The organism is Cryobacterium sp. LW097, from assembly GCF_002205495.2.
Classification (GTDB): Bacteria; Actinomycetota; Actinomycetes; order Actinomycetales; family Microbacteriaceae; genus Cryobacterium; species Cryobacterium zongtaii.
The window spans coordinates 2,771,343-2,790,406 of the sequence record NZ_CP021992.1 but is presented as its reverse complement, the minus strand read 5'-3'; the positions used below and the strand labels follow the sequence as shown (position 1 = coordinate 2,790,406).

17 protein-coding genes are annotated in these 19,064 nt (G+C 68.5%); 10 read left to right on the top strand and 7 right to left on the bottom strand.

Translation table 11 applies throughout. The features are described 5' to 3' along the window. Window positions 1-171 precede the first annotated feature (171 nt). Window positions 172-441 (top strand): hypothetical protein, encoded by a 270-nt coding sequence (locus B7495_RS13030; RefSeq protein WP_104162633.1) that lies wholly within the window; start codon window positions 172-174, stop codon window positions 439-441. 25 nt (window positions 442-466) lie between these two features. Here the strand turns inward: B7495_RS13030 and B7495_RS13025 are convergent, their stop codons facing one another. The 3 genes from B7495_RS13025 to B7495_RS13015 all read right to left on the bottom strand — a co-directional run bounded on the left by B7495_RS13025 (window position 467) and on the right by B7495_RS13015 (window position 2,850). After that, window positions 467-1,237 carry a Pr6Pr family membrane protein gene (locus tag B7495_RS13025; protein ID WP_088456952.1) on the bottom strand — a complete coding sequence of 257 codons (771 nt, stop codon included), beginning with the start codon at window positions 1,235-1,237 and terminating at the stop codon, window positions 467-469. A gap of 61 nt (window positions 1,238-1,298) precedes the next feature. Beyond that, window positions 1,299-1,568, bottom strand: a complete 270-nt coding sequence (locus tag B7495_RS13020; protein ID WP_370028157.1) for an acylphosphatase — start codon at window positions 1,566-1,568, stop codon at window positions 1,299-1,301. 109 nt (window positions 1,569-1,677) lie between these two features. After that, a complete protein-coding gene (locus B7495_RS13015) occupies window positions 1,678-2,850 on the bottom strand; it encodes an IS30 family transposase (RefSeq protein ID WP_088454824.1) in 1,173 nt (390 codons plus the stop codon). Between the two features lie 110 nt (window positions 2,851-2,960). Here B7495_RS13015 and B7495_RS13010 point away from each other — a divergent pair, with 110 nt between their 5' ends. Beyond that, window positions 2,961-3,449, top strand: coding sequence for a hypothetical protein (locus B7495_RS13010; protein ID WP_151199577.1), 489 nt, complete (start codon window positions 2,961-2,963; stop codon window positions 3,447-3,449). Between the two features lie 93 nt (window positions 3,450-3,542). Here the strand turns inward: B7495_RS13010 and B7495_RS13005 are convergent, their stop codons facing one another. Then, window positions 3,543-4,565, bottom strand: coding sequence for a LacI family DNA-binding transcriptional regulator (locus B7495_RS13005; RefSeq protein WP_088456949.1), 1,023 nt, complete (start codon window positions 4,563-4,565; stop codon window positions 3,543-3,545). Window positions 4,566-4,703: 138 nt separating this feature from the next. Here B7495_RS13005 and B7495_RS13000 point away from each other — a divergent pair, with 138 nt between their 5' ends. From B7495_RS13000 to B7495_RS12975, 6 genes are all read left to right on the top strand, one after another. Then, entirely contained in the window at window positions 4,704-6,767 is a 2,064-nt protein-coding gene (locus B7495_RS13000) for a beta-galactosidase (protein WP_088458093.1), read from the top strand. Next, window positions 6,764-7,705 carry a carbohydrate ABC transporter permease gene (locus B7495_RS12995; protein WP_088456948.1) on the top strand — a complete coding sequence of 314 codons (942 nt, stop codon included), beginning with the start codon at window positions 6,764-6,766 and terminating at the stop codon, window positions 7,703-7,705. Before B7495_RS13000 ends, B7495_RS12995 begins: the two co-directional genes overlap by 4 nt. Next, window positions 7,702-8,616: a carbohydrate ABC transporter permease gene (locus B7495_RS12990; RefSeq protein WP_165787860.1), complete on the top strand. Its 915-nt coding sequence runs from the start codon at window positions 7,702-7,704 to the stop codon at window positions 8,614-8,616. The genes B7495_RS12995 and B7495_RS12990 overlap by 4 nt, the downstream gene beginning before the upstream one ends. A gap of 100 nt (window positions 8,617-8,716) precedes the next feature. Beyond that, a complete protein-coding gene (locus tag B7495_RS12985) occupies window positions 8,717-10,048 on the top strand; it encodes an ABC transporter substrate-binding protein (protein ID WP_088456947.1) in 1,332 nt (443 codons plus the stop codon). Window positions 10,049-10,309: 261 nt separating this feature from the next. Continuing rightward, window positions 10,310-12,409 (top strand): alpha-galactosidase, encoded by a 2,100-nt coding sequence (locus B7495_RS12980; protein ID WP_088456946.1) that lies wholly within the window; start codon window positions 10,310-10,312, stop codon window positions 12,407-12,409. A gap of 208 nt (window positions 12,410-12,617) precedes the next feature. Continuing rightward, window positions 12,618-13,733: an NmrA family NAD(P)-binding protein gene (locus B7495_RS12975; RefSeq protein ID WP_088456945.1), complete on the top strand. Its 1,116-nt coding sequence runs from the start codon at window positions 12,618-12,620 to the stop codon at window positions 13,731-13,733. A 19-nt stretch (window positions 13,734-13,752) separates the two neighbouring features. Here B7495_RS12975 and B7495_RS19270 read toward each other — a convergent pair whose 3' ends face one another. The 3 genes from B7495_RS19270 to B7495_RS12960 all read right to left on the bottom strand — a co-directional run bounded on the left by B7495_RS19270 (window position 13,753) and on the right by B7495_RS12960 (window position 16,528). Next, the gene (locus tag B7495_RS19270; RefSeq protein WP_088456944.1) at window positions 13,753-14,412 is read right to left on the bottom strand and encodes a PepSY domain-containing protein; all 660 of its coding nucleotides are present in this window, start codon (window positions 14,410-14,412) and stop codon (window positions 13,753-13,755) included. 111 nt (window positions 14,413-14,523) lie between these two features. Continuing rightward, window positions 14,524-15,858 (bottom strand): cell wall metabolism sensor histidine kinase WalK, encoded by a 1,335-nt coding sequence (locus B7495_RS12965; RefSeq protein ID WP_240632246.1) that lies wholly within the window; start codon window positions 15,856-15,858, stop codon window positions 14,524-14,526. Beyond that, window positions 15,851-16,528 carry a response regulator transcription factor gene (locus B7495_RS12960; protein ID WP_088456943.1) on the bottom strand — a complete coding sequence of 226 codons (678 nt, stop codon included), beginning with the start codon at window positions 16,526-16,528 and terminating at the stop codon, window positions 15,851-15,853. Before B7495_RS12960 ends, B7495_RS12965 begins: the two co-directional genes overlap by 8 nt. A gap of 299 nt (window positions 16,529-16,827) precedes the next feature. Here B7495_RS12960 and B7495_RS12955 point away from each other — a divergent pair, with 299 nt between their 5' ends. Next, window positions 16,828-17,751, top strand: a complete 924-nt coding sequence (locus tag B7495_RS12955) for an ABC transporter ATP-binding protein (RefSeq protein ID WP_240632245.1) — start codon at window positions 16,828-16,830, stop codon at window positions 17,749-17,751. Window position 17,752: 1 nt separating this feature from the next. Then, window positions 17,753-18,994: an ABC transporter permease gene (locus B7495_RS12950; RefSeq protein ID WP_088456941.1), complete on the top strand. Its 1,242-nt coding sequence runs from the start codon at window positions 17,753-17,755 to the stop codon at window positions 18,992-18,994. The last annotated feature ends 70 nt before the right edge of the window (window positions 18,995-19,064 follow it).

Here is a 19,064-nt window from a genome sequence, read left to right as displayed (position 1 = left end):
GGGGCCGCCCATCTCAGGGACACCCCCACGGGGAGATCCAGTCGTTTCCCGACTGGACGTGCCGACGGAGTCCGGGTGGGTGCTTTTCGCCGTCGGTCATCGGGTGCGGTCGCGATCCTGGTGTCCCACCTGCACCGCGGCCAATGCCAATTCTGATTGACCGTGTGAAACATGTATATTCTGACAAGTCTTGATTCAGTGTCGCTGCTCGACTTCGACACCAACCTGCCCTGCGAGGGCAGCCACCACCACCGGAGCCTGAGCGGCCACGCCGCCGCCGAGCCCGGCGCTTACATGGTGATCTCCCCGTGCTGCGGTCCCAAGGTGATCCAGTGTTCGCCACGGGTCTCGGCGATGCAGGCCTCCGGCGTGCTCTACTGCGGCACCTGCGAGTCCGAGCACCTCACCAGCCAGTACACCTTTCTCCCCGTCGAGCAGTAGCGGGTCGGGCGCGGCCGGGCCGGTTCTAGTTGGGCACCGATGACGCGCGGTCGCCGCGCGGGCGGGGACGCCAACTGAGCCGCGACGTGGCCACGAGCACCGCCGCGATGCCGAGGAACAGCAGTACGGCGATCAGGCAGTAGAACGCGGTCTCGAGCGGGCCGCTGACCTGGGCCGGGTCGAGGAAGAAGTACGGGTACCAGCCCACGAACGAGCCTCGCACGAACGTGAAGATGCCCCAGGCGATCGGGTACGGCAAGATCCAGCGCAGAAAACGCCAGGACAGCCGGGCCTTGCCGGTATCGGTCAGCCAGTCCAGCAGCGCCAGGGTGGGGATGTAGAAGTGCAGCACCTGGCTCGGCCAGGGCACCTCGATCGAGTAGTCGCGCGATGACGACTGGATGACGATGGTGAGGAACACGATTCCGGAAACCAGGATGTACGTGGTCACGAGCGCCCGGAACACGTCCAGCCACTGTGGGTCCTTCGGCTGCCGGAACGCCACGATCGCGCCGAGCACGAACGCGATCACCGCCGCGATCGCACTCTGCACCGTGAAATAGGTGAACACGTTGTACGCGGCGAAGGTGGGGAACAGCAACACGTACTCGTAGTTGCCGATCAGCCCCGCAATCCCGGCGACGGCCAACAGTAGCCGGCCGATGCCGTAACTGGACCGCATGGACAGGCGTTTGCGCGCGCGGAACGGCTCGCGCGCCTGTGGTTCCTCTCGTTGCGGGGAGGATTCGCGCACCGTCGGTCCCGTCCGGCCGGGACCGGATGCCTGCGCGCCCATACTCCCACGGTACGCCAGAGTGCCGGTCGCCCGCGGCCATCACCGGCATCGCGGTGGGTTGCTACAGGCGGATGCTGAAACTCGCCTCGCCGTGTTCGGCCAGGTCGGTCACCTGCACCGATTCCACGCTCGCCGAACGCGGTCCGGTGTGCAGCCAGGCCAGCATCCGTTCGATCGCGTCGTCGTCACCCTCGATCTCGGCTTCGACGGCGCCGTCGGACCGGTTGCGCACGAAACCGCCCAGGCCGAGGGTGCCGGCCTGCGCCTCGGTGTAATACCGAAACCCCACGCCCTGAACCATCCCGTTGACGATCACTCGCTTGCGACTCACGCTCCCCATTCTGGGCGCACGCCACCGCCCCGACAACCCCGCCCGCCCGCGCGGTGGGCCGCAACTGTTGCCCATCCGGACATTTGCGCCCGGTGCGCCGGGGGTGGATTCAACTGGTCGATGCAACACCGCTGTTTTCTTGGTCTGAGAGTAGCTGATGCAGGGCTTCTCGCGGGGTGGCTGCGTCGAGCCGTTTTCGTGGTCGGTCGTTGAGCTTGTCGGTGACGAATTCGAGGTATTCGGGGTGGTAGCCGGAGAGGTCGGTGCCCTTGGGGAAGTACTGCCGTAACAGCCCGTTGGTGTTCTCGTTCGAGCCGCGCTGCCAGGGCGAGTGCGGGTCGCAGAAGTAGATGTCGATGCCGGTGGCGATGGTGATGTCTCGGTGCTTGGCCATCTCGATGCCTTGGTCCCAGGTCACTGTTTTGCGCAGTTCTGCGGGCATCTTCTCGATCGCGATGATCATCTGGTCGCGAACCTCGATCGCGCCGTGTTTCTCGGGGAGGTGCAGCAGCATCAAATATCCGGTTGCGCGCTCAACCAGGGTGCCGATCGCTGAGGCGTTTCCGGCGCCGGTGATGAGGTCGCCTTCCCAGTGGCCGGGAACGGCGCGGTCTTCGACCTCCGCGGGCCGGTCGGTGATCATGACCATGTCGCGGATGCGCGATCCGGGTTGTTGCCGACCCTGAGATTTGCGCAACGTCCGCCCGGTCCGCAGCGCCGTAACCAGGTCGCGGCGCAGCTGGCCGCGCCCTTCAACATAGAGGGCCTGATAGATCGTCTCGTGAGACACCCGCATCTCCATGTCGTCGGGGAAGTCTCGCCGCAGCCGCAGACTGATTTGCTCCGGGCTGTGTTCGGCGCTCAACCCAGTTTGCACGTATTCCAGCAACCGGTCGTTATTGGCCAGCTTCCCGCCGCGGGGCCGGCGCGCTCGATACCGGGACTGTTGCTCAGCGAACGACGGACGATACCCGCGCCTCGTCATCCCGCCGCGCAGTTCGCGGCTGATCGTGGACGGCGCCCGCCCAAGCCGGGCCGCGATCGAGCGCATGCTTTCGCCTTGAGAACGGCCAAACCAGATCTCCTCCCGATCGAGGAACGTCAAACGGCTCGACGGGTCAACGCGCGGGGGAACCATCCCGCCAGCCTGACTTACCCAGTTCGCAGCCGTCGACCGATTCACCCCCGCGCCGGCAGCCGCATCCGTGACCGTGCCGCCGACCCTGAGCTCCTCCCAGAACCGACGACGAACCTCACGCGGAAACCCAACACGACCACCCATAACCAACACCTCAATCAATCAGGTGTTGCAACGACCCCCTGAACCCAAGGGGTGCAATTGTCCGCAGCGGCAACAGCTGCGTGGGAAATGGCCGCGAGGAGCCCAGCTGGGTGACCTACGACGTAGCCGGGACACGTAACCGCCCCGGGGCGGTACCGTCGAGCCATGACGTGCAGGCCGTCGACTGGTCGGTGGACGACGAGGCGCTCGCGCATCCGCTGCCCTTCGTGGAGCGGGCCGCGGCCGACGCGTTCGACGCGAGCCCGGCGAGCTCGCGAAGGCTGGTCGTGACGAAATCCTTCGGCACCTACGCGCTGCCCTGGGCCCGGCGCGCGGGGATCGCCGGGGTCTGGCTGACGCCGCTGCTCACCGAGGAGCCGGTGCGCCGGGCGCTGTCGGAGGCGACCGCCGCGGACCTGGCCGTGGGCGGCGAGCTGGATGCGTTCTGGCGGCCCGACATGGTCCGCGGCACCGCGGCACAGCTACTGTCGGTGCCGGGGGCGGGTCACGCGCTGACGCTGCCGGGAGACTGGCGGGGTTCGCTCGACCTGCAGGCGGGCATCCTGGCCGAGATCGCGCGCCACCTCGACGACGGTTAGCCGGACACTATCGCCGCAACAGTTGGGCCCGCGGGGTCTCGACAAGCTCGACCGACGAATAGGGTTGGCTTCTCGAGATCGACCCGCCGGCGGTCAGGCGGAGTCGCGCCAGACTATTTGGGTGTCGAGCAGGATGCCGCCGAGCTCCGGCGCCTCACCGCGCAGCTGGCTGAGCACCGACTCGGCCGCGCGCTGGCCGAGGCCGTTGGCGGGCTGGCGCACCGTGGAGAGCAACGGCTGGCATCGGAGTGCCCAGGCGCTGTCGTCGAAGCCGACGATGCCCACGTCGCCCGGCACGCTGCGCCCGGCCTCACGCAGGGCGTTCAGGGCGCCGGCGGCGATCACGTCGGAGGCCGCGAAGACCCCGTCGATCAGCGGGTCGCGGGCCAGCAGGGCGCGCATGCCGTCGCGGCCGTCGGCGTAGGTGTACAGCGGAACCGGGGCCACCAGCGCGGGGTCGAACCGGTCGCCCAGGGCGTCCGTGAATCCGGCCAGCCGGTCGGCGCCGGAGTCCCGGTCCAGGGCCGCGGCGATCATGCCGATGCGGCGGCGGCCGGTGCCGATCAGGCGCTCGGTGATGGCGCGGGCCGCCGCGCGGTTGTTGATACCCACGTACGGCAGGTCGCGCAGGTCCTGCGGATGCCCGACAAACGCCGCCGGCAGGTCGAGCCGTTCGATTACCCGGGTGATCGGGTCTTGTTCCCGGGCCGACACGACGACGACACCGTCGACGAAGCCACCGCTGAGGTACCGCGCCACCCTCTCGGTGTCGCGCTCGGACTCGATGACCAGGCTGACCATCTGGTAGTCGGCCAGGGAGAGCGCCGAGTTGGCGCCGAGCAAGATCTCGCCGATGTTGGGGTCTTCGAGGAACAAAGAATGCGGCTCGTGCACGATCAGGCCCACGGCCTGGGAGCGTTGCATGACGAGGTTGCGGGCGGCGGTGTTCGGCACGTAACCGACCTTCGCGATGGCCGTCTCGATGGCCAGACGAGCCTCGGCCGACACGTAGGGTTCGTTGTTCACCACCCGGCTCACGGTGCCGCGGGACACGCCGGCCTCCGCGGCGACGTCGTGGATTGTCGCACGCTTGCGCCGCCCCGGAATTGTCACCATTCGATAACTGTACCCGTCCCCGAGCTTGACATCGTGGGCAGGCTGTACTTACTCTGTGTACGTTCACAGACACTCAACGAGGAGTCATTTGCTCCTCGATCTGTGCACGTTCACAGACGTAGCATGAAGCAGGAGCAGATGACCACGCCAGTAGCCACCCCGGCCGTGACCCGTCAGGTCACCCCGACGACACCGTTCGTGCAGAACGGCATCGCCTACGGCTGTGACTACAACCCCGAGCAATGGGGTCCGGAAGTCTGGGCCGAGGACGTGCTCCTCATGCAGCAGGCCGGCGTCGACCTCGTCGCGATCAACATCTTCGGCTGGTCCGCCCTGGAGCCGGCCCCGGGGGAGTACGACTTCACCCTGCTCGACACCATCGTGGACCTGCTGCACGCTCACGGCATCCGGGTGAACCTGGGTACCGGCACCTCGTCGCCGCCGCCGTGGTTGACCACCCTGCACCCCGAGATCCTGCCGCAGACCGAAGACGGCACCACCCGCTACCCCGGCGGTCGCCAGGCCTGGTGCCCCAGCTCGCCGGTGTTCCGCGAGCACGCGCTGCGCCTGGTCGAGCAGGTCGCCAAGCGCTTCGGCGACCATCCCGCCGTGGCCCTCTGGCACGTCTCCAACGAACTCGGCTGCCACAACGCGCTCTGCTACGACGACGACACCGCCGCCGCGTTCCGGCTCTGGCTCGAGGCCAAGTACGGCACCATCGCCGCCCTCAACGCCGCCTGGGGCACCAGCTTCTGGAGCCAGCGTTACACCGACTGGGCCGAGGTGCACACCCCCAGGCTCACCCTCTCCAGCCGCAACCCCGGACAGGTGCTCGACTTCCAGCGGTTCAGCTCCGACGAGCTGCTGGGCTACTACAAGGCCGAAGAAGCCGTCATCCGCCGGCACAGCAGCCTGCCCGTCACGACGAACTTCATGGTCGCCGCGCACATTCGCAACCTCGATTACTGGTCCTGGGCATCCGCCGTTGACGTGATCGCCAACGACCACTACCTCGATCACCGCCTCGCCGACCCCACCACCGAGCTGGCCTTCGCCGCCGACCTCACCCGCGGCCTGGCCGGCGGCGGCGCGTGGCTGCTGATGGAGCAGGCCACCAGCGCCGTCAACTGGCAGCCGCTGAACCTGGCCAAGACGCCGGGGGAGCTGACCCGCAACTCGCTGGCCCACGTGGCCCGCGGCGCCGAGGCGATCTGCTTCTTCCAGTGGCGCGCCTCCCAGCAGGGCTCGGAGAAGTTCCACTCCGCACTGGTGCCGCACGCCGGCACCGACACCGTGCTCTGGCGTGAAGTCGTTGAGCTGGGCGCCACCCTCGACAGGCTCGACGAGATCATCGGCACGCGCGTCGTCGCGGATGCCGCGATCCTGTTCAGCTGGGAGGCCTGGTGGGCCGGCGACGGCGAATCCCGGCCGTCGCAGTCGGTGACCTACCTCGAGCAGGTGCACGCCGCGTACACCGCGCTGCACAGGCTCGGCGTCACCGTCGACATCGTCTCCCCGGATGCCGACCTGGCCGGCTACAACCTCGTCGTGGTGCCCGCTCTCTACCTGGTCACCGACGCCCAGGCCGACAACCTGTCCGGTTACGTCGCCGCCGGTGGCCACACCCTGGTCACGTTCTACAGCGGCATCGTCGACGAAGACGACAGGGTGCGCCTCGGCGGCTACCCCGGCGCGTTCCGCGACCTGCTCGGCGTGCGCGTCGAAGAGTTCGTGCCGCTCCGCCCCGGCACCACCGTGGGCCTGGGCGCCCCGATCGGGCTGGCGGCCGGTGCCGCCGGGACCCTGTGGACCGAACGCCTGCAGCTGACCGGCGCGGAGGCCGTGGCGCACTACACCGACGGCGCCCTGCCCGGCGTGCCCGCGCTCACCCGCAACCGGCACGGCGCCGGCACCGCCTGGTACCTGGCCACCGCGCCAGACGCCGACACCTACCGCGACGTGCTCCGCACCATCGCCGGGCACGCTCACGTCACAGCGGTCGGTCCGGAGGGCGACGGCCTCATCGAGGTCATCCGCCGCGCCGCGCCCGGCCGCTCCTACCGCTTCATCATCAACCACGGCGACACCGACCTGGAGGTGAGCGCGGCGGGGGTCGAGCTCATCACCGGCGCCGACATCGCCCGCACCCTGCGCGTACCGGCCGGAGCCGTACGCGTTCTCAGAGAGGACACCGCATCATGAGCGCACCAGCCCTTCCGGCCGCGGATGCCCGGCGTGCGGGTTCCCGCAGCCCGGCGCCCCGGCCCCGCAAGATCAAGGTCTCGCACCCGGGGGCGATCGCGATCTTCATCGTGCCGTTCGCCATCCTGTTCACCCTGTTCTACCTGCTGCCGATCGGCTACGCGATCTACCAGTCGCTGCTCGTGGTGGAGCGCGACGGCACCTTCGGCAAGGCCACCGAGGTGTTCGGAGGCCTGACCCAGTACATCCTGGTGTTCCAGAACGGACCGTTCTGGGAGTCGATCACCCGGGTGCTCGCCTTCGGTGTGGTGCAGGTTCCGGTGATGCTCGGCCTGGCGCTGCTGTTCGCGCTGCTGCTGGACAGCCCGCTGCTGCGCGGCAAGCGCTTCTTCAGGCTCGCCTTCTTCGTGCCGTACGCCGTGCCCGGCGTCATCGCCGCGATCATGTGGGGCTTCCTCTACTCACCCAACCTGTCGCCGTTCACGGCACTGACCAGCAACGTCAGCTTCCTCTCCGCCGACCTGGTTCTCTGGGCCATCGCGAACGTCGTCACCTGGGTCTACGTGGGCTACAACATGCTCATCATCTACTCGGCACTGCTGGCCATCCCCACCGAGATCTACGAGGCCGCCCGCCTCGACGGCGCCGGGCAGTTGCGCATCGCCTGGTCGATCAAGATCCCGCTGATCATGCCCGCGATCGTGCTCACCGGCATCTTCTCCATCATCGGCACCCTGCAGCTGCTCGCCGAGCCGCAGGTGTTCCGCTCCTTCAGCTCCGCGGTGACCAGCACCTTCACCCCGAACCTGATGGTCTACTCCACGTCCTCGATCCCCAACGTGAACCTCGCCGCCGCGTTCAGCGTGGTGCTGGCCCTGGCCACCTTCGTGCTCTCGTTCTCGTTCCTCAAGTTCACCCAGCGGAAGGAAGGCAAATGAGCGCCCTCACCGAGCCCGTCGCCGTCCCGACCAAGCGCGCGATGCGTCGCGCCGAGAACACGCCGAAGGGACCCAAGGAGAGCCCGCTCTCCCGCGTCGGCGCGATGACCGTGATGCTGGTCTTCACGCTCTACTTCCTCATCCCGATCTGGTGGCTGTTCGTCGCCGGCACCAAGAGCAGCTCCCAGTTCACCAGCACCAACCCGCTCTGGTTCGCCGACTTCAACCTGTTCGCCAACATCGGAAACCTGATCGCCTACCGTGACGGCGTCTTCCTCAAGTGGATGCTCAACAGCGCCCTCTACGCCGGCGCCGGCGCCCTGCTGGCCACCCTGTTCGCCGCCATGTGCGGTTACGCCCTGGCGAAGTACCGCTTCCCGGGCCGGGAACTCCTGTTCAACATCGTCCTCGGCGGGGTCCTCGTGCCCGCCACCGCGCTGGCGCTGCCGCTGTTCCTGATCTTCAGCCAGGTCAGCCTCACCAACACCTTCTGGGCGGTGTTCCTGCCCAGCCTGGTCAGCCCGTTCGGCGTGTACCTCACCCGCATCTTCGCTTCGGCCAGCGTGCCGGACGAACTGATCGAGGCCGCCCGCCTGGACGGCGCCGGCGAGGTGCGCACCTTCTTCACCGTCTCGGTGAAGCTGATGTTCCCCGCCCTGGTCACGGTGTTCCTCTTCCAGTTCGTGGCCATCTGGAACAACTTCTTCCTGCCGCTGATCATGCTCCGCGACGAGACCCTGTTCCCGGTCACCCTCGGTCTCTACGCCTGGAACTCGCAGGTCAACCAGATCCCCGAACTCCGCGGCTACGTGCTGATCGGCGCGCTGCTGTCGATCATCCCGCTGATCATCCTGTTCCTGCTGCTGCAGCGTTTCTGGCGCAACGGCCTCGGTGCGGGCAGCGTCAAGTAACCCCCTCGACTCCTTCCGACTGTTCACCCGGCTTAACCCCGCACCATCCGTGTCACCCTGCACCACTCCTTTTCAGCGAACACCCCAACAAAGGAAAACAATGCGAATCACCAAGAGAGCGGCCACCGTTGCCCTGCTCACCGCAGCCACGGTCGCCATGACCGGCTGCTCAGCCTCCGGCACCTCCAGCGACAGCGCCGACGCTGCTGCCTGCGAGCCCGCCGAGGGCAAGGTCGATCTGACCTTCACGTCCTGGATCCCCGGCATCGAAGAGGTCGTCGACGTCTGGAACGAGGCCAACCCCGACATCCAGGTGGCCGTGCAGACCGGCCCGAACGGCAACGGCGGCACCTACGCCAACTTCTTCAACCAGCTCGAGGCCGGCAATGCGCCCGACCTCGGCCAGATTGAATACGACGCGCTGCCCAACTTCCGCGTGCAGGACGGCCTGGTCAACCTCGCATCCTGCGACGGTGTGATGGACGCCAAGGCCGACTTCGTCGACTGGACCTGGGGCCAGGTCAGCTTCAACGAGGACGACGCCGTCTACGCCATCCCGCAGGACTCAGGCCCGATGGCCATGTTCTACCGGGCCGACCTCTTCGAGGCCAACGGCATCGCGATCCCCACCACCTGGGAAGAGTACGCCACCGCCGCCGAGCAGGTGCGGGCCACCGGCGCGTACATCACCAACTTCTCGCAGAGCGACATCAACCAGTTCGCCGGGCTCGTCTGGCAGGCCGGCGGAACCTGGTTCGGCAACGACGGCGAGAACTGGAACGTCGACCTCACCGGCGACGAGTCGATCATGGTGGCCGACTACTGGCAGGACCTGATCGACCGGGACCTCGTCTCGACGCAGCCGCCGTGGACCACCGAGTGGGACAACGCCTACAACACCGGCGCGGCCTGGACCTGGAACTCCGCAGCCTGGGGTGCGAACTCCATCGCCAGCGGTGCGCCCGACACCGCCGGTAAGTGGGCCGTGGCCCAGTCCCCGCAGTGGGAAGCCGGCGATGAGGCCAGCGGCAACTGGGGTGGCTCGTCCACCGCAGTGTTCACCGGCTCAGAGCACCCGTACGAAGCCGCGCAGTTCGCCCTGTGGCTGAACAGCTCGAGCGAATCGCTGACCATGCTCAACGAGGCAGCCAACCTGTACCCGGCCGCCAAGGCCGGCCTGGACCTGCCCGTGCTCAAGGAAGGCGTGGAGTTCTACGGCAACCAGCCCATCTACGACGAGTTCGCCGCCGCCTCCGGCCAGGTGTCGAGCGACTTCGTCTGGGGTCCGACCATGACCCAGACGTACAACGACGTCTCGGATGGCTTCAAGGCAGCCGTCAGCGGCAACGGCACCCTCGCCGAGGCCCTGACCACCGGTCAGAGCGCCACCGTCGATGCGCTCAAGGCGCAGTCGATTCCCGTCAAGGAGTAGCTGACCCGCTTTGCCCGTTACCCCGTACCGCCCGGTGCCTTCTTGCGCCGGGCGGTACGGTCGTGTGTGACGCGTGCGGATGCCTCGGCATCGTGCCCGCCGCGTCGGTCGAGCTTGTCGAGACCTGGTGACCTAGTCTGTGGTTCGTTGGGCTGTCGGCTCACGGGGTCTCGACAGGCTCCACCAACGATCGGACGCCGTCCGCAGGTCCGCGTGCGATGTACTCAAACTCCTCCTTCATCCAACGAAGAAAGCAGTGTCATGATCCACCACCTCCGTGCCGCGGGCACCAGCCTTGTTCTCGACGCGTCCGGCAGCGGCACACCGGTGATCGTGCACTGGGGCGCCGACCTCGGCGAGCTGCCGGCGGCGGACCTCGCCGCGCTGGCCGCCGCGAGTGTGCCGCCCGTCGGCCCCAGTTCCCTCGACGTGCCGCTCCGCCTCAGCCTGCTGCCCGCCCTCGCCGAGGGCTGGAGCGGCCGGCCCGCGCTCGGCGGGTTCCGCACCGGCACGGGCACCCTCGACCCGGCGCTGGTGCTGGTGGCGGTGCACGAGGGCGGCGACAACACGGTGGTCATCGAGCTGGCGGATGCTGACGCATCCGTCACCGTCTCGACCGAGCTCGAACTCACCGTGCAGGGTGTGCTGCGCCTGCGGCACACCCTCACCAACAGCGGCGCCGGCACCCTCGAACTCGCCGGCCTCGATGCGATCCTGCCGGTGCCCGACCGGGCGGCCGAGCTGCTCGACTTCACCGGACTGTGGAGCCACGAACGGCGGCCGCAGCGCAGCATCCTCGGCCAGGGCGTCTGGAGCCGGGAGTCCCGGCACGGCCGGCCCGGCCACGACGACTCCTACCTCACCGTGGCCGGAACCCCCGGTTTCGGCTTCCGCCGTGGTGAGGTGTGGGCGGTGCACCTGGCGCACAGCGGCGACAAGGTGGTCTGGGCCGAACGCAGCGCGCTGGGCTACGCCGCCCTCGGCGCGGGTGAACTGCTCGCGCCCGGCGAGCTGAGCCTGGCCGCGGGAGCGAGCTACACCAGCCCGTGGACCGTGGCGGTGTACTCCGACGCGGGCCTGGACGGCCTCAGCGCCCGGCTGCACCCGTGGATCCGATCCTGGTCGACGATCACCGGCCCGCGCCCGGTGCTTCTGAACACCTGGGAGGCCGTGTACTTCGACCACGATCTGCCCACCCTGAGCCGTCTCGTCGACGCCGCCGCGAAGGTCGGCGTGGAACGGTTTGTACTCGACGACGGCTGGTTCTCCGGCCGTACCGACGACCAGCGCGCCCTCGGCGACTGGTTCGTCGACGCCGACAAGTGGCCCGAGGGCCTCCACCCGCTGATCGAGCGGGTGCACGCGGCCGGCCTGGACTTCGGCCTCTGGGTGGAGCCGGAGATGGTCAACCCCGACTCCGACCTGGCCCGGACGCACCCGGACTGGCTGCTCGGCTCGGCATCCGCCCCCACCTGGCGCGGCCAGCGGGTGCTCGACCTGGCCAACCCGGATGCCTTCGCCTGGTTGCTCGAGCGCCTCACCGCGCTGTTGGCCGAATACCCCATCGCGTACCTCAAGTGGGACCACAACCGGGACCTGCTCGGCGGCTCCGTGCACCGGCAGACCGCCGCTCTGTACCGGCTGATCGACGCCGTGCGCGCCGCGCAGCCGGGCCTGGAGATCGAGTCCTGCGCGTCCGGCGGCGGACGCATCGACCTGGGCATCCTCGAACGGGTGGACCGGGTCTGGACCAGCGACACCAACGACCCGCTGGAACGCCAGCAGATCCAGCGCTACACGAGCGTGCTGGTGCCGCCGGAATACCTCGGCGGCCACCTCGGCGCCGCCACCGCGCACACCACCGGGCGTACCTCGGCGCTGGGCTTCCGGCTGGCCACCGCACTGTTCGGCAGTGCCGGCATCGAGTGGGACATCACCCAGGCATCCGCCGTCGAGCTCGACCAGATCGCGGCCTGGATCGCGATATACAAGGAGCACCGGGCGCTGCTGCACAGCGGCAACGTTGTGCACGCCGACGGGTCGGACCCGGCGATCGAACTGCACGGCGTGGTGGCCACGGATGGCTCCGCCGCCGTGTTCGCGCAGGTCGCGCTGGCCGCGCCGCGCACCGCGCTGCCCGCCCCGATTCGGTTTCCCGGCCTGGACCCCGCCCGACGCTACCGGGTGCGATCGTTGCTCGTAGGACCGGTGCCGCGCACCGTGCAGACCGTGCCGCCGGCGTGGCTGGCTGCCGACGCGGGGGAGCTGGTGCTCACCGGCGCCGTGCTCGCCGAGGTGGGCCTGCCCGCCCCGCTCCTCACCCCCGAGCAGGCGGCCCTGTTCACCCTCGACGCGGTCTGACCGCGCCCTGAGCATCCGCGAAAGCGGCCATGTGGTCGCTTCGTGGGTGTCGTGGCAGCCACATGCCCGCTTTCGCGTGGGGGTGGATGCGGGAGTGGGTCGGGGTGGATCCGCGAGAGCGGTTATATGGTTGCTTCGAGGGGGTCGTGGCAGCCACACGCCCGCTTTCGCGGAGGATGTGGGGCTGGGCGGCACTAACGTAAGGGGCATGACCGAGCAGACCTCGTCGCCGCGGCGCACAGTGCTGACGGGCGGGATCCTGGTCACCGGGGCCTCCGGCACCGTGGGGCGGGCCGTCGTGGATGCCCTGGCCGAGGCGGGCGAAACCGTGATCGCCGGCATGCGGGACCCCCGCGCGTGGATCGCCGAGGGCGCCCGGCGCGCCAGCGGCACCGCGGCCGGCCAGCAGCCCGCCGGGCCCGGCACTGCACGGATCGGCACAGCCCGACCCGGCAGTAAGCCGCTGCGGGCGCCCAACCAGAAGCCGGCACGCAACCCGGCCCACAAGCCGGGCGGCCTTCCCACCTCGCCGCCGCCCGGACGCACGGTCGGCGCGGCCGACGCATCCGAGGCCGCAACCGGCACAACCGGCGGCGGCGGGGCCATCGTGCGCGCCTTCGACTTCGCCGACCGCAGCAGCTGGGCGCGCGCCCTCGCCGGCGTCGACAGGGTGTTCCTGCTCGTGCCGCCCACGATCGGCAACGTGGGGCGCACCCTCATCCCGTTCATCGACCAGGCGATGGAGGAGAGCGGAGTGCGGCAGATCGTGTTCCTGTCGGCGCCCGGTGTGCGGTTCGACACCCGGTCGCCGCATCACGTGGTGGAGCAGTACCTCAAGCGCACCCGCACGCCGCACACCATCCTGCGGCCGAACGTGCTGATGCAGACCCTGTCCACCCTGTACCGCGACGACATCCGCCTGCGCAGTGAAATCGTGCTGCCGGCCGGCGGGGCCAGGGTCGCGTTCGTCGACGCGACCGACGTGGGCCGCTGCGCCGCCCGGGTGCTCACCGAACCCGGTCATCTGGGCAAGTCATACTCCCTGGCGGGGGAGGAGTCGCTGAGCTTCCCGCAGGTGGCGGAGTGTCTCACCGAGGTGCTCGGTCGGCCCATCCGGTACACCGCCACGACCGAGGCCGAGTTCGCCGAGCTGGCGGCGAAACAGGGTGTGACCGGACCGGACATCGCTGCGCAGGCGAGTTGGTATCGGGCGGCGCGCCGGCGGCTGACCGCACTGCCGAATCGCGGCATCCGCCGGCTCACCGGTCGGCCGGCGACCACGCTGCGCGGTTTCATCGAGGACCACCGCCAGACCTGGCTCTGAAACGCCAGGACCGCCGGGGCTATGCGGTCGGCGCGCCGTCGACCTTGAGCACCGCGAAGGCCGCATCGAGCTCGACGTCGATGTCCTGACCGTTCTCGAGGGTGATCTCGACCTCGTAGGCGTGGTCGAAGTCGTCACTGCGCTCGACCTCGGTGACGGTGCCGACGGTGCCGGCGGGCAGGGTGGCGAGCGCCGCGGCCGAGGCGGCGTCGCGGTCGGCGTCGGTGAGCGGGGTCATAGTGGCCGAGTCGTCAGTGCCGGTGTCGTCGGTGGCCGAGTCGTCGCTGCCGGTGTCGTCGCTGCGGCCGTCACCGTCGTCAGAGCCGGAGCCGGAGTTCGAGCCGCTGTCGGTTCCCGGCACCGAGGTTGCGCCATCCGCGGGCAGGCCGTCGACCCAGAGCACGGCGAACTTCTCATCCAGTGCCACGTCGACATCGGTCCCATCGGCGAGGGTCACCTCCACCTCGTAGGCGTGCGGGTCGTTGTCGTCGCCGGACTCGGTGTCGGTGACCGTGCCGCTGCCCACGGCATCCAGCGCGGCGGCACTGGCCTTGTCGAGGGCGCTGCCGGTGAGCGGGCCGTCAGTTTCGAACGGGTCGGCGATGGCCAGGCCGGCGCCGCCCACCACGAGAACGGCGGCAACGGCTGCACCGGTGATCCAGATGGTCTTCTTCTTCATGGTGTGTCCCTTGTTCGTGAGTGCCACGGCTGCCGTGGCTGATAAGCCCACTGTGCCAAGCCACCGCTGAAGCCAGGCTGAAGCCCGCTGAAGGCCGCTTCAGAAACGAGGTCAGGCCTCGGCAACAGCGGGCAGGCGCACCTCGAACCGGGCGCCGCCCAGAGCGCTGTCGACGATGCGCACGGTGCCGCCATGCGCCTGCACGCTCTCCCGAACGATGGCCAGGCCCAGCCCGGTGCCGCCGGATGCCCGTGCCCGGGATTCGTCCAGCCGCACGAAGCGCTCGAACACGCGGTCGCGCTCGCCGGGCGGCACCCCGTGGCCGTCGTCCTCCACGGTCAGCAGCGCCAGCCCGTCGACCAGGCCGAGCGACAGGCTCACCCGCCCGGAGGCGTGTTGGGCGGCGTTGTCGACGAGGTTCCGCACCACCTGGCCGAGCAGGTTCTGGTCACCGTGCACCCGGGCCGCACCCACCCCGGTGCTGTCGATGCTGAGCGCCATGGTGTCGCGCAGCCGGCGGGCCTCGGCGAGCATCAGGTCGTCCAGGTCCACGGCCGTGCCGGTCGTCGTGGCACTGCGCTCGGACACCCGCGCCAGCAGCAGCATCCCCGCCACCAGCCGCTCCAGCCGGTCGCCCTCGTCGAGAACGGCCTCGGACAGGTCGCCGAGGTTGACCCTGTCGGGATGCGCCTGGGCCACCTCGGCGTACTGGCGCAGCGACGCGAGCGGGGAGCGGAGCTCGTGCGAGGCATCCGAGACGAACTGCCGTTGGGCGCGCTGGGAGGTGTCGAGCCTGTCGAGCATGCTGTTCATGGTGTGCGCGAGCCGGCCGATCTCGTCGTCGCGGCCGGGGTCGTTGATGCGGCGCTCGAGGTTGGTGGCGGTGACGGCGTCGACCTCCCGGCGCATCCGTTCGACAGGGGCCAGCGCCCGGCCCACCACGATCCAGGTGAGCAGCGCGACGATCCCGGTCAGCAGCGGCACAGCTCCGGCCAGCAGCACGCCGACCGTGGCGACGGCCTCGTCGACGTTCTCCAGCGAGCGGCCGGCGACGACGGTGGCGTCGTCGTGGTCTTCGGCCACGACCAGGTAGTCGGTGTCTTCGTCTGGTACCCGGATGGTCTGCGCGTCGTCGTCGCCGTCGATGCCCAGCTGCCGGCCCTCGAGCGCCTCGCTGGCGGCGAGGAGCGTGCCGGAGCCGTCGGTGATCTGGAAGAGCACGTCGTCATCGTCGGCGTCGAGGCCGCTCAGACCGCTGCCGGTGTCGAGCTCGGTCTCGATCTGCTCGAGGTCGCGTTCCACGGCCGTGTGCAATTCGTCCAGCAGCACACCGCGGAGCACCAGCGCGAACACGACCGCGCCGCCGACCAGCGTTGCGGCAACGATCGCGGTGGACACCAGGGTGATCCGGCCGCGCAACGACCGGCCGCGGGCCCGCTTAGCCACCGTTGGCTGCCAACCGGTAGCCGGCACCGCGCAGGGTCTCGATCGCGGCCCGGTCGAACGGCCGGTCCACCTTGTTGCGCAGGTGCCGCACGTACACCTCCACGATGTTGGGGTCACCCTCGAAGTCGAAGTCCCAGACGTTGTCGAGCACGTCACGCTTGCTCACGACGGTGCCCCGGTTGCGCATGAGGTATTCGAGCACCGCGAATTCCCGGGCAGTGACGTCAACGGATGCGTCGCCCCGGCTGACCCGGCGGGTGGCGGGGTCGAGGTGCAGGTCGCCGGCGCGCAGCACGGTGGGCCTGGCGCTGGTGCCGCGGCGGATCAGGGCGCGCATCCGGGCCAGCAGCACGGCGGAGGAGAACGGTTTGGTGAGGTAGTCGTCGGCGCCGGTGTCGAGGGCCTCGACCTGGTCCCACTCGCCGTCCTTGGCGGTGAGCATCAGGATCGGGGTCCAGTTCTGCTCGGCCCGCAGGGTCTCGCAGACCCTGTAGCCGCTCTGGCCCGGCAGCATGATGTCGAGCAGGATGACCGCGTACTCGTTCTCGCGGGCCAGCCAGAGCCCATCCGGACCGGTGCCGGCGATATCGACCGCGAAGCCCTCGGCCTCGAGGCCGCGCTTGAGCCCGGTCGCGAGCCGCACCTCGTCCTCCACCACCAGCACGCGCATCCGGCCCCCTCGTCAGTAGGTCGGCCGCACGGCCGCCGCTGCCAGTCTGGCCGATGCCGCTGAAGGCAAGCTGAAACTGCTGTGACCGGCCCGGATGCTGCTGGATCGTCGGTCCTGGGCGGTTCGTTCGCGGACTTCCCGCCTTCGTTGCGGAGACGAAGGCGGGAAGTCCGCAAATGAGTGGGCGCCGTGACGTGGGTGTGTCCCGCCGGTCGGCCTGTCCTCACGGCTCGGTAAAAATCTGCTGGTCAAGGCGGGGTTATCTGCGGAGGAGCCCAGCCCGGCGCTAGGGTGTTGGCATGACGTCTGCAGCAGAGTCTCTGGTTCACATCGACCATTTCCGGATGGATTTCGCCGGCACCACGGTCATCGAGGACCTCTCCTTCGATGTGCAGCGCGGCGAGACGTTCGGGTTCCTCGGGTCCAACGGCTCCGGCAAGACCACCACGCTGCGGGCGCTGCTGGGCATCTACCTCCCGACTGCCGGCATCCTGCATATCGATGGGCGCCCGTTCACGCCGGAGTCCGGCATCCGGCTCGGCTATCTCCCCGAAGAACGTGGACTCTATAAGAAGGAATCCGTTCTCGCCGTGATGACGTACTTCGGCCAGCTCAAGGGTCTGAGTAAGAAAGCCGCGGTGGCCTGGTCGACGAACTATCTCGAGAGGGTGGGGCTGGGGGATAAGGCGAAGGTCCGGGTGGACAAGCTCTCCGGCGGTCAGCAGCAGAAGGTTCAGCTCGGTGTCACGATCATGAACGACCCGGAGCTGCTGATCCTGGACGAGCCCACGAAGGGGTTCGACCCGGTGAACCGGCGACTGCTGATGGACATCATCGAGGACCAGAAGAAGGCCGGTGCCACGGTGCTGATGGTCACTCACCAGATGGAGGAAGTCGAGCGGCTGTGCGACCGGGTGATCCTGTTGAAGGGCGGCCGGGCGGAGGCCTACGGCACAATCCCTGAGGTGCAGAACCAGTACGGCGGCACGATGATCCGGGTCGGCTACTCCGGCGAGATACCCGCATCTGGGCACTACGAGATCAGCCTCCGCGACCGCAACTACGCCGAACTCACCCTCATCGGCACCGTCGATGAGGCCTTGATCTTGCGCGACCTGGTCGATGCCGGCGTTCTGATCCGGAGTTTCACCACGAGCAAGCTCTCGCTCGAGGAGATCTTCGTCAGCGTCTATGGCGACCAGAACGAAATGGCAGTTGCCTGAGATGGGTCAGCACAATCTCCGTACGGTCATCGGGTTCGAAGTGGGCCGTACCCTGGGCAAGAAGAAGTTCTGGGTCATCACCCTGCTGGTGCCGATTGCGATCGGCATCGTGGTGGGCCTGGTGACCCTGGGCAACACGTCGTCGATGAGTGACATCGATGCCCAGTCAGACGCGAAGCTCACCTTCACCTACAGCGACGCATCCGGTTATGTCGACCCGGCCGTGGCGGCAGCCTTGGGCGGTACGCCAGTCACGGATGACGCATCCGCGATCGCCGTCGTGAAGGCGGGCGAGGAGGACGCCCATTTTGTGTACCCGGCGGACCCGGCCACGACCCCGACCCAGGTGTACGGGATCGACAAGGGCCTGTTCGGCAACGGCGAGTATGAGGGTGTCGCGACCCAGGTGCTGATCACCAGCGCCCAGGACCAGATCGGGGATCCGGCGCTGACAACGATGGCGCAGGGCGACGTGTCGGTGACCTCCACCACCTACACAGACGGGGAGGAAGCGGCCGGGTTCATGGGCGTGATCCCGCCGCTGATCTTCCTGGCGATGTTCTTCCTGACCTTCACCCTGCTCTCCAACCAGATGCTCACCAGCACCCTGGAAGAGAAGGAGAACCGGGTCACGGAGATGATCCTCACCACCCTGAACCCCACCGCCCTGATCAGCGGGAAGATCATCTCGGTCTTCATCGTCGGCTTCGTGCAAGTGCTGGTATTCCTCGTGCCGGTGGCGGTCGGTTACCTGTTCTTCCGCACGTCGTTGAACCTGCCGGAGGTGGATCTCGCCAGTTTTACCTTTGATCCCGGCCAGATGATCGTCGGCGCGCTGCTGGCCCTGGGCGGGTTCGCCCTGTTCACGGGCACCGCGGTCGCGATCGGGGCGGTGATGCCCAACGCGAAGGATGCCGGCGGCTGGTTCACCGCGCTGATCATCCTGATGATCGTGCCGCTCTACTCGGTATCGCTGGTGCTGTCGGATCCGCACAGCGCCGTCGTGCAGGTGTTCACCTACTTCCCCTATTCGGCGCCGATCACCGCGATGCTCCGCAACGCGTTCGGCTCCCTCGCGGGCTGGGAAGCGGCCATCGTCATCACGGAGCTGTTCCTCCTCAGCGCTGTCGTGCTGCAGCTCGCGGTGCGGCTGTTTCGGTACGGGTCCATCGAGTACACGAACAGGGTGTCGTTCAAGACCGTGTTCGCAGGGCGCACGGCCAGGAGCCTCGCTCGGGGCTGAGTTCCTCGTGGCCGCACCACTCAGTTGCGGACTTCCCCCTTCGTTGCGCTGACGAAGGCGGGAAGTCCGC

Coding starts and splice junctions, on each gene's coding strand:
- B7495_RS13030 (WP_104162633.1), top strand. CDS start 172: ATGTATATTCTGACAAGTCTTGATTCAGTGTCGCTGCTCGACTTCGAC.
- B7495_RS13025 (WP_088456952.1), bottom strand. CDS start 1,237: ATGGGCGCGCAGGCATCCGGTCCCGGCCGGACGGGACCGACGGTGCGC.
- B7495_RS13015 (WP_088454824.1), bottom strand. CDS start 2,850: ATGGGTGGTCGTGTTGGGTTTCCGCGTGAGGTTCGTCGTCGGTTCTGG.
- B7495_RS13005 (WP_088456949.1), bottom strand. CDS start 4,565: ATGGTGACAATTCCGGGGCGGCGCAAGCGTGCGACAATCCACGACGTC.
- B7495_RS13000 (WP_088458093.1), top strand. CDS start 4,704: ATGACCACGCCAGTAGCCACCCCGGCCGTGACCCGTCAGGTCACCCCG.
- B7495_RS12995 (WP_088456948.1), top strand. CDS start 6,764: ATGAGCGCACCAGCCCTTCCGGCCGCGGATGCCCGGCGTGCGGGTTCC.
- B7495_RS12990 (WP_165787860.1), top strand. CDS start 7,702: ATGAGCGCCCTCACCGAGCCCGTCGCCGTCCCGACCAAGCGCGCGATG.
- B7495_RS12985 (WP_088456947.1), top strand. CDS start 8,717: ATGCGAATCACCAAGAGAGCGGCCACCGTTGCCCTGCTCACCGCAGCC.
- B7495_RS12980 (WP_088456946.1), top strand. CDS start 10,310: ATGATCCACCACCTCCGTGCCGCGGGCACCAGCCTTGTTCTCGACGCG.
- B7495_RS12975 (WP_088456945.1), top strand. CDS start 12,618: ATGACCGAGCAGACCTCGTCGCCGCGGCGCACAGTGCTGACGGGCGGG.
- B7495_RS19270 (WP_088456944.1), bottom strand. CDS start 14,412: ATGAAGAAGAAGACCATCTGGATCACCGGTGCAGCCGTTGCCGCCGTT.
- B7495_RS12960 (WP_088456943.1), bottom strand. CDS start 16,528: ATGCGCGTGCTGGTGGTGGAGGACGAGGTGCGGCTCGCGACCGGGCTC.
- B7495_RS12955 (WP_240632245.1), top strand. CDS start 16,828: ATGACGTCTGCAGCAGAGTCTCTGGTTCACATCGACCATTTCCGGATG.
- B7495_RS12950 (WP_088456941.1), top strand. CDS start 17,753: ATGGGTCAGCACAATCTCCGTACGGTCATCGGGTTCGAAGTGGGCCGT.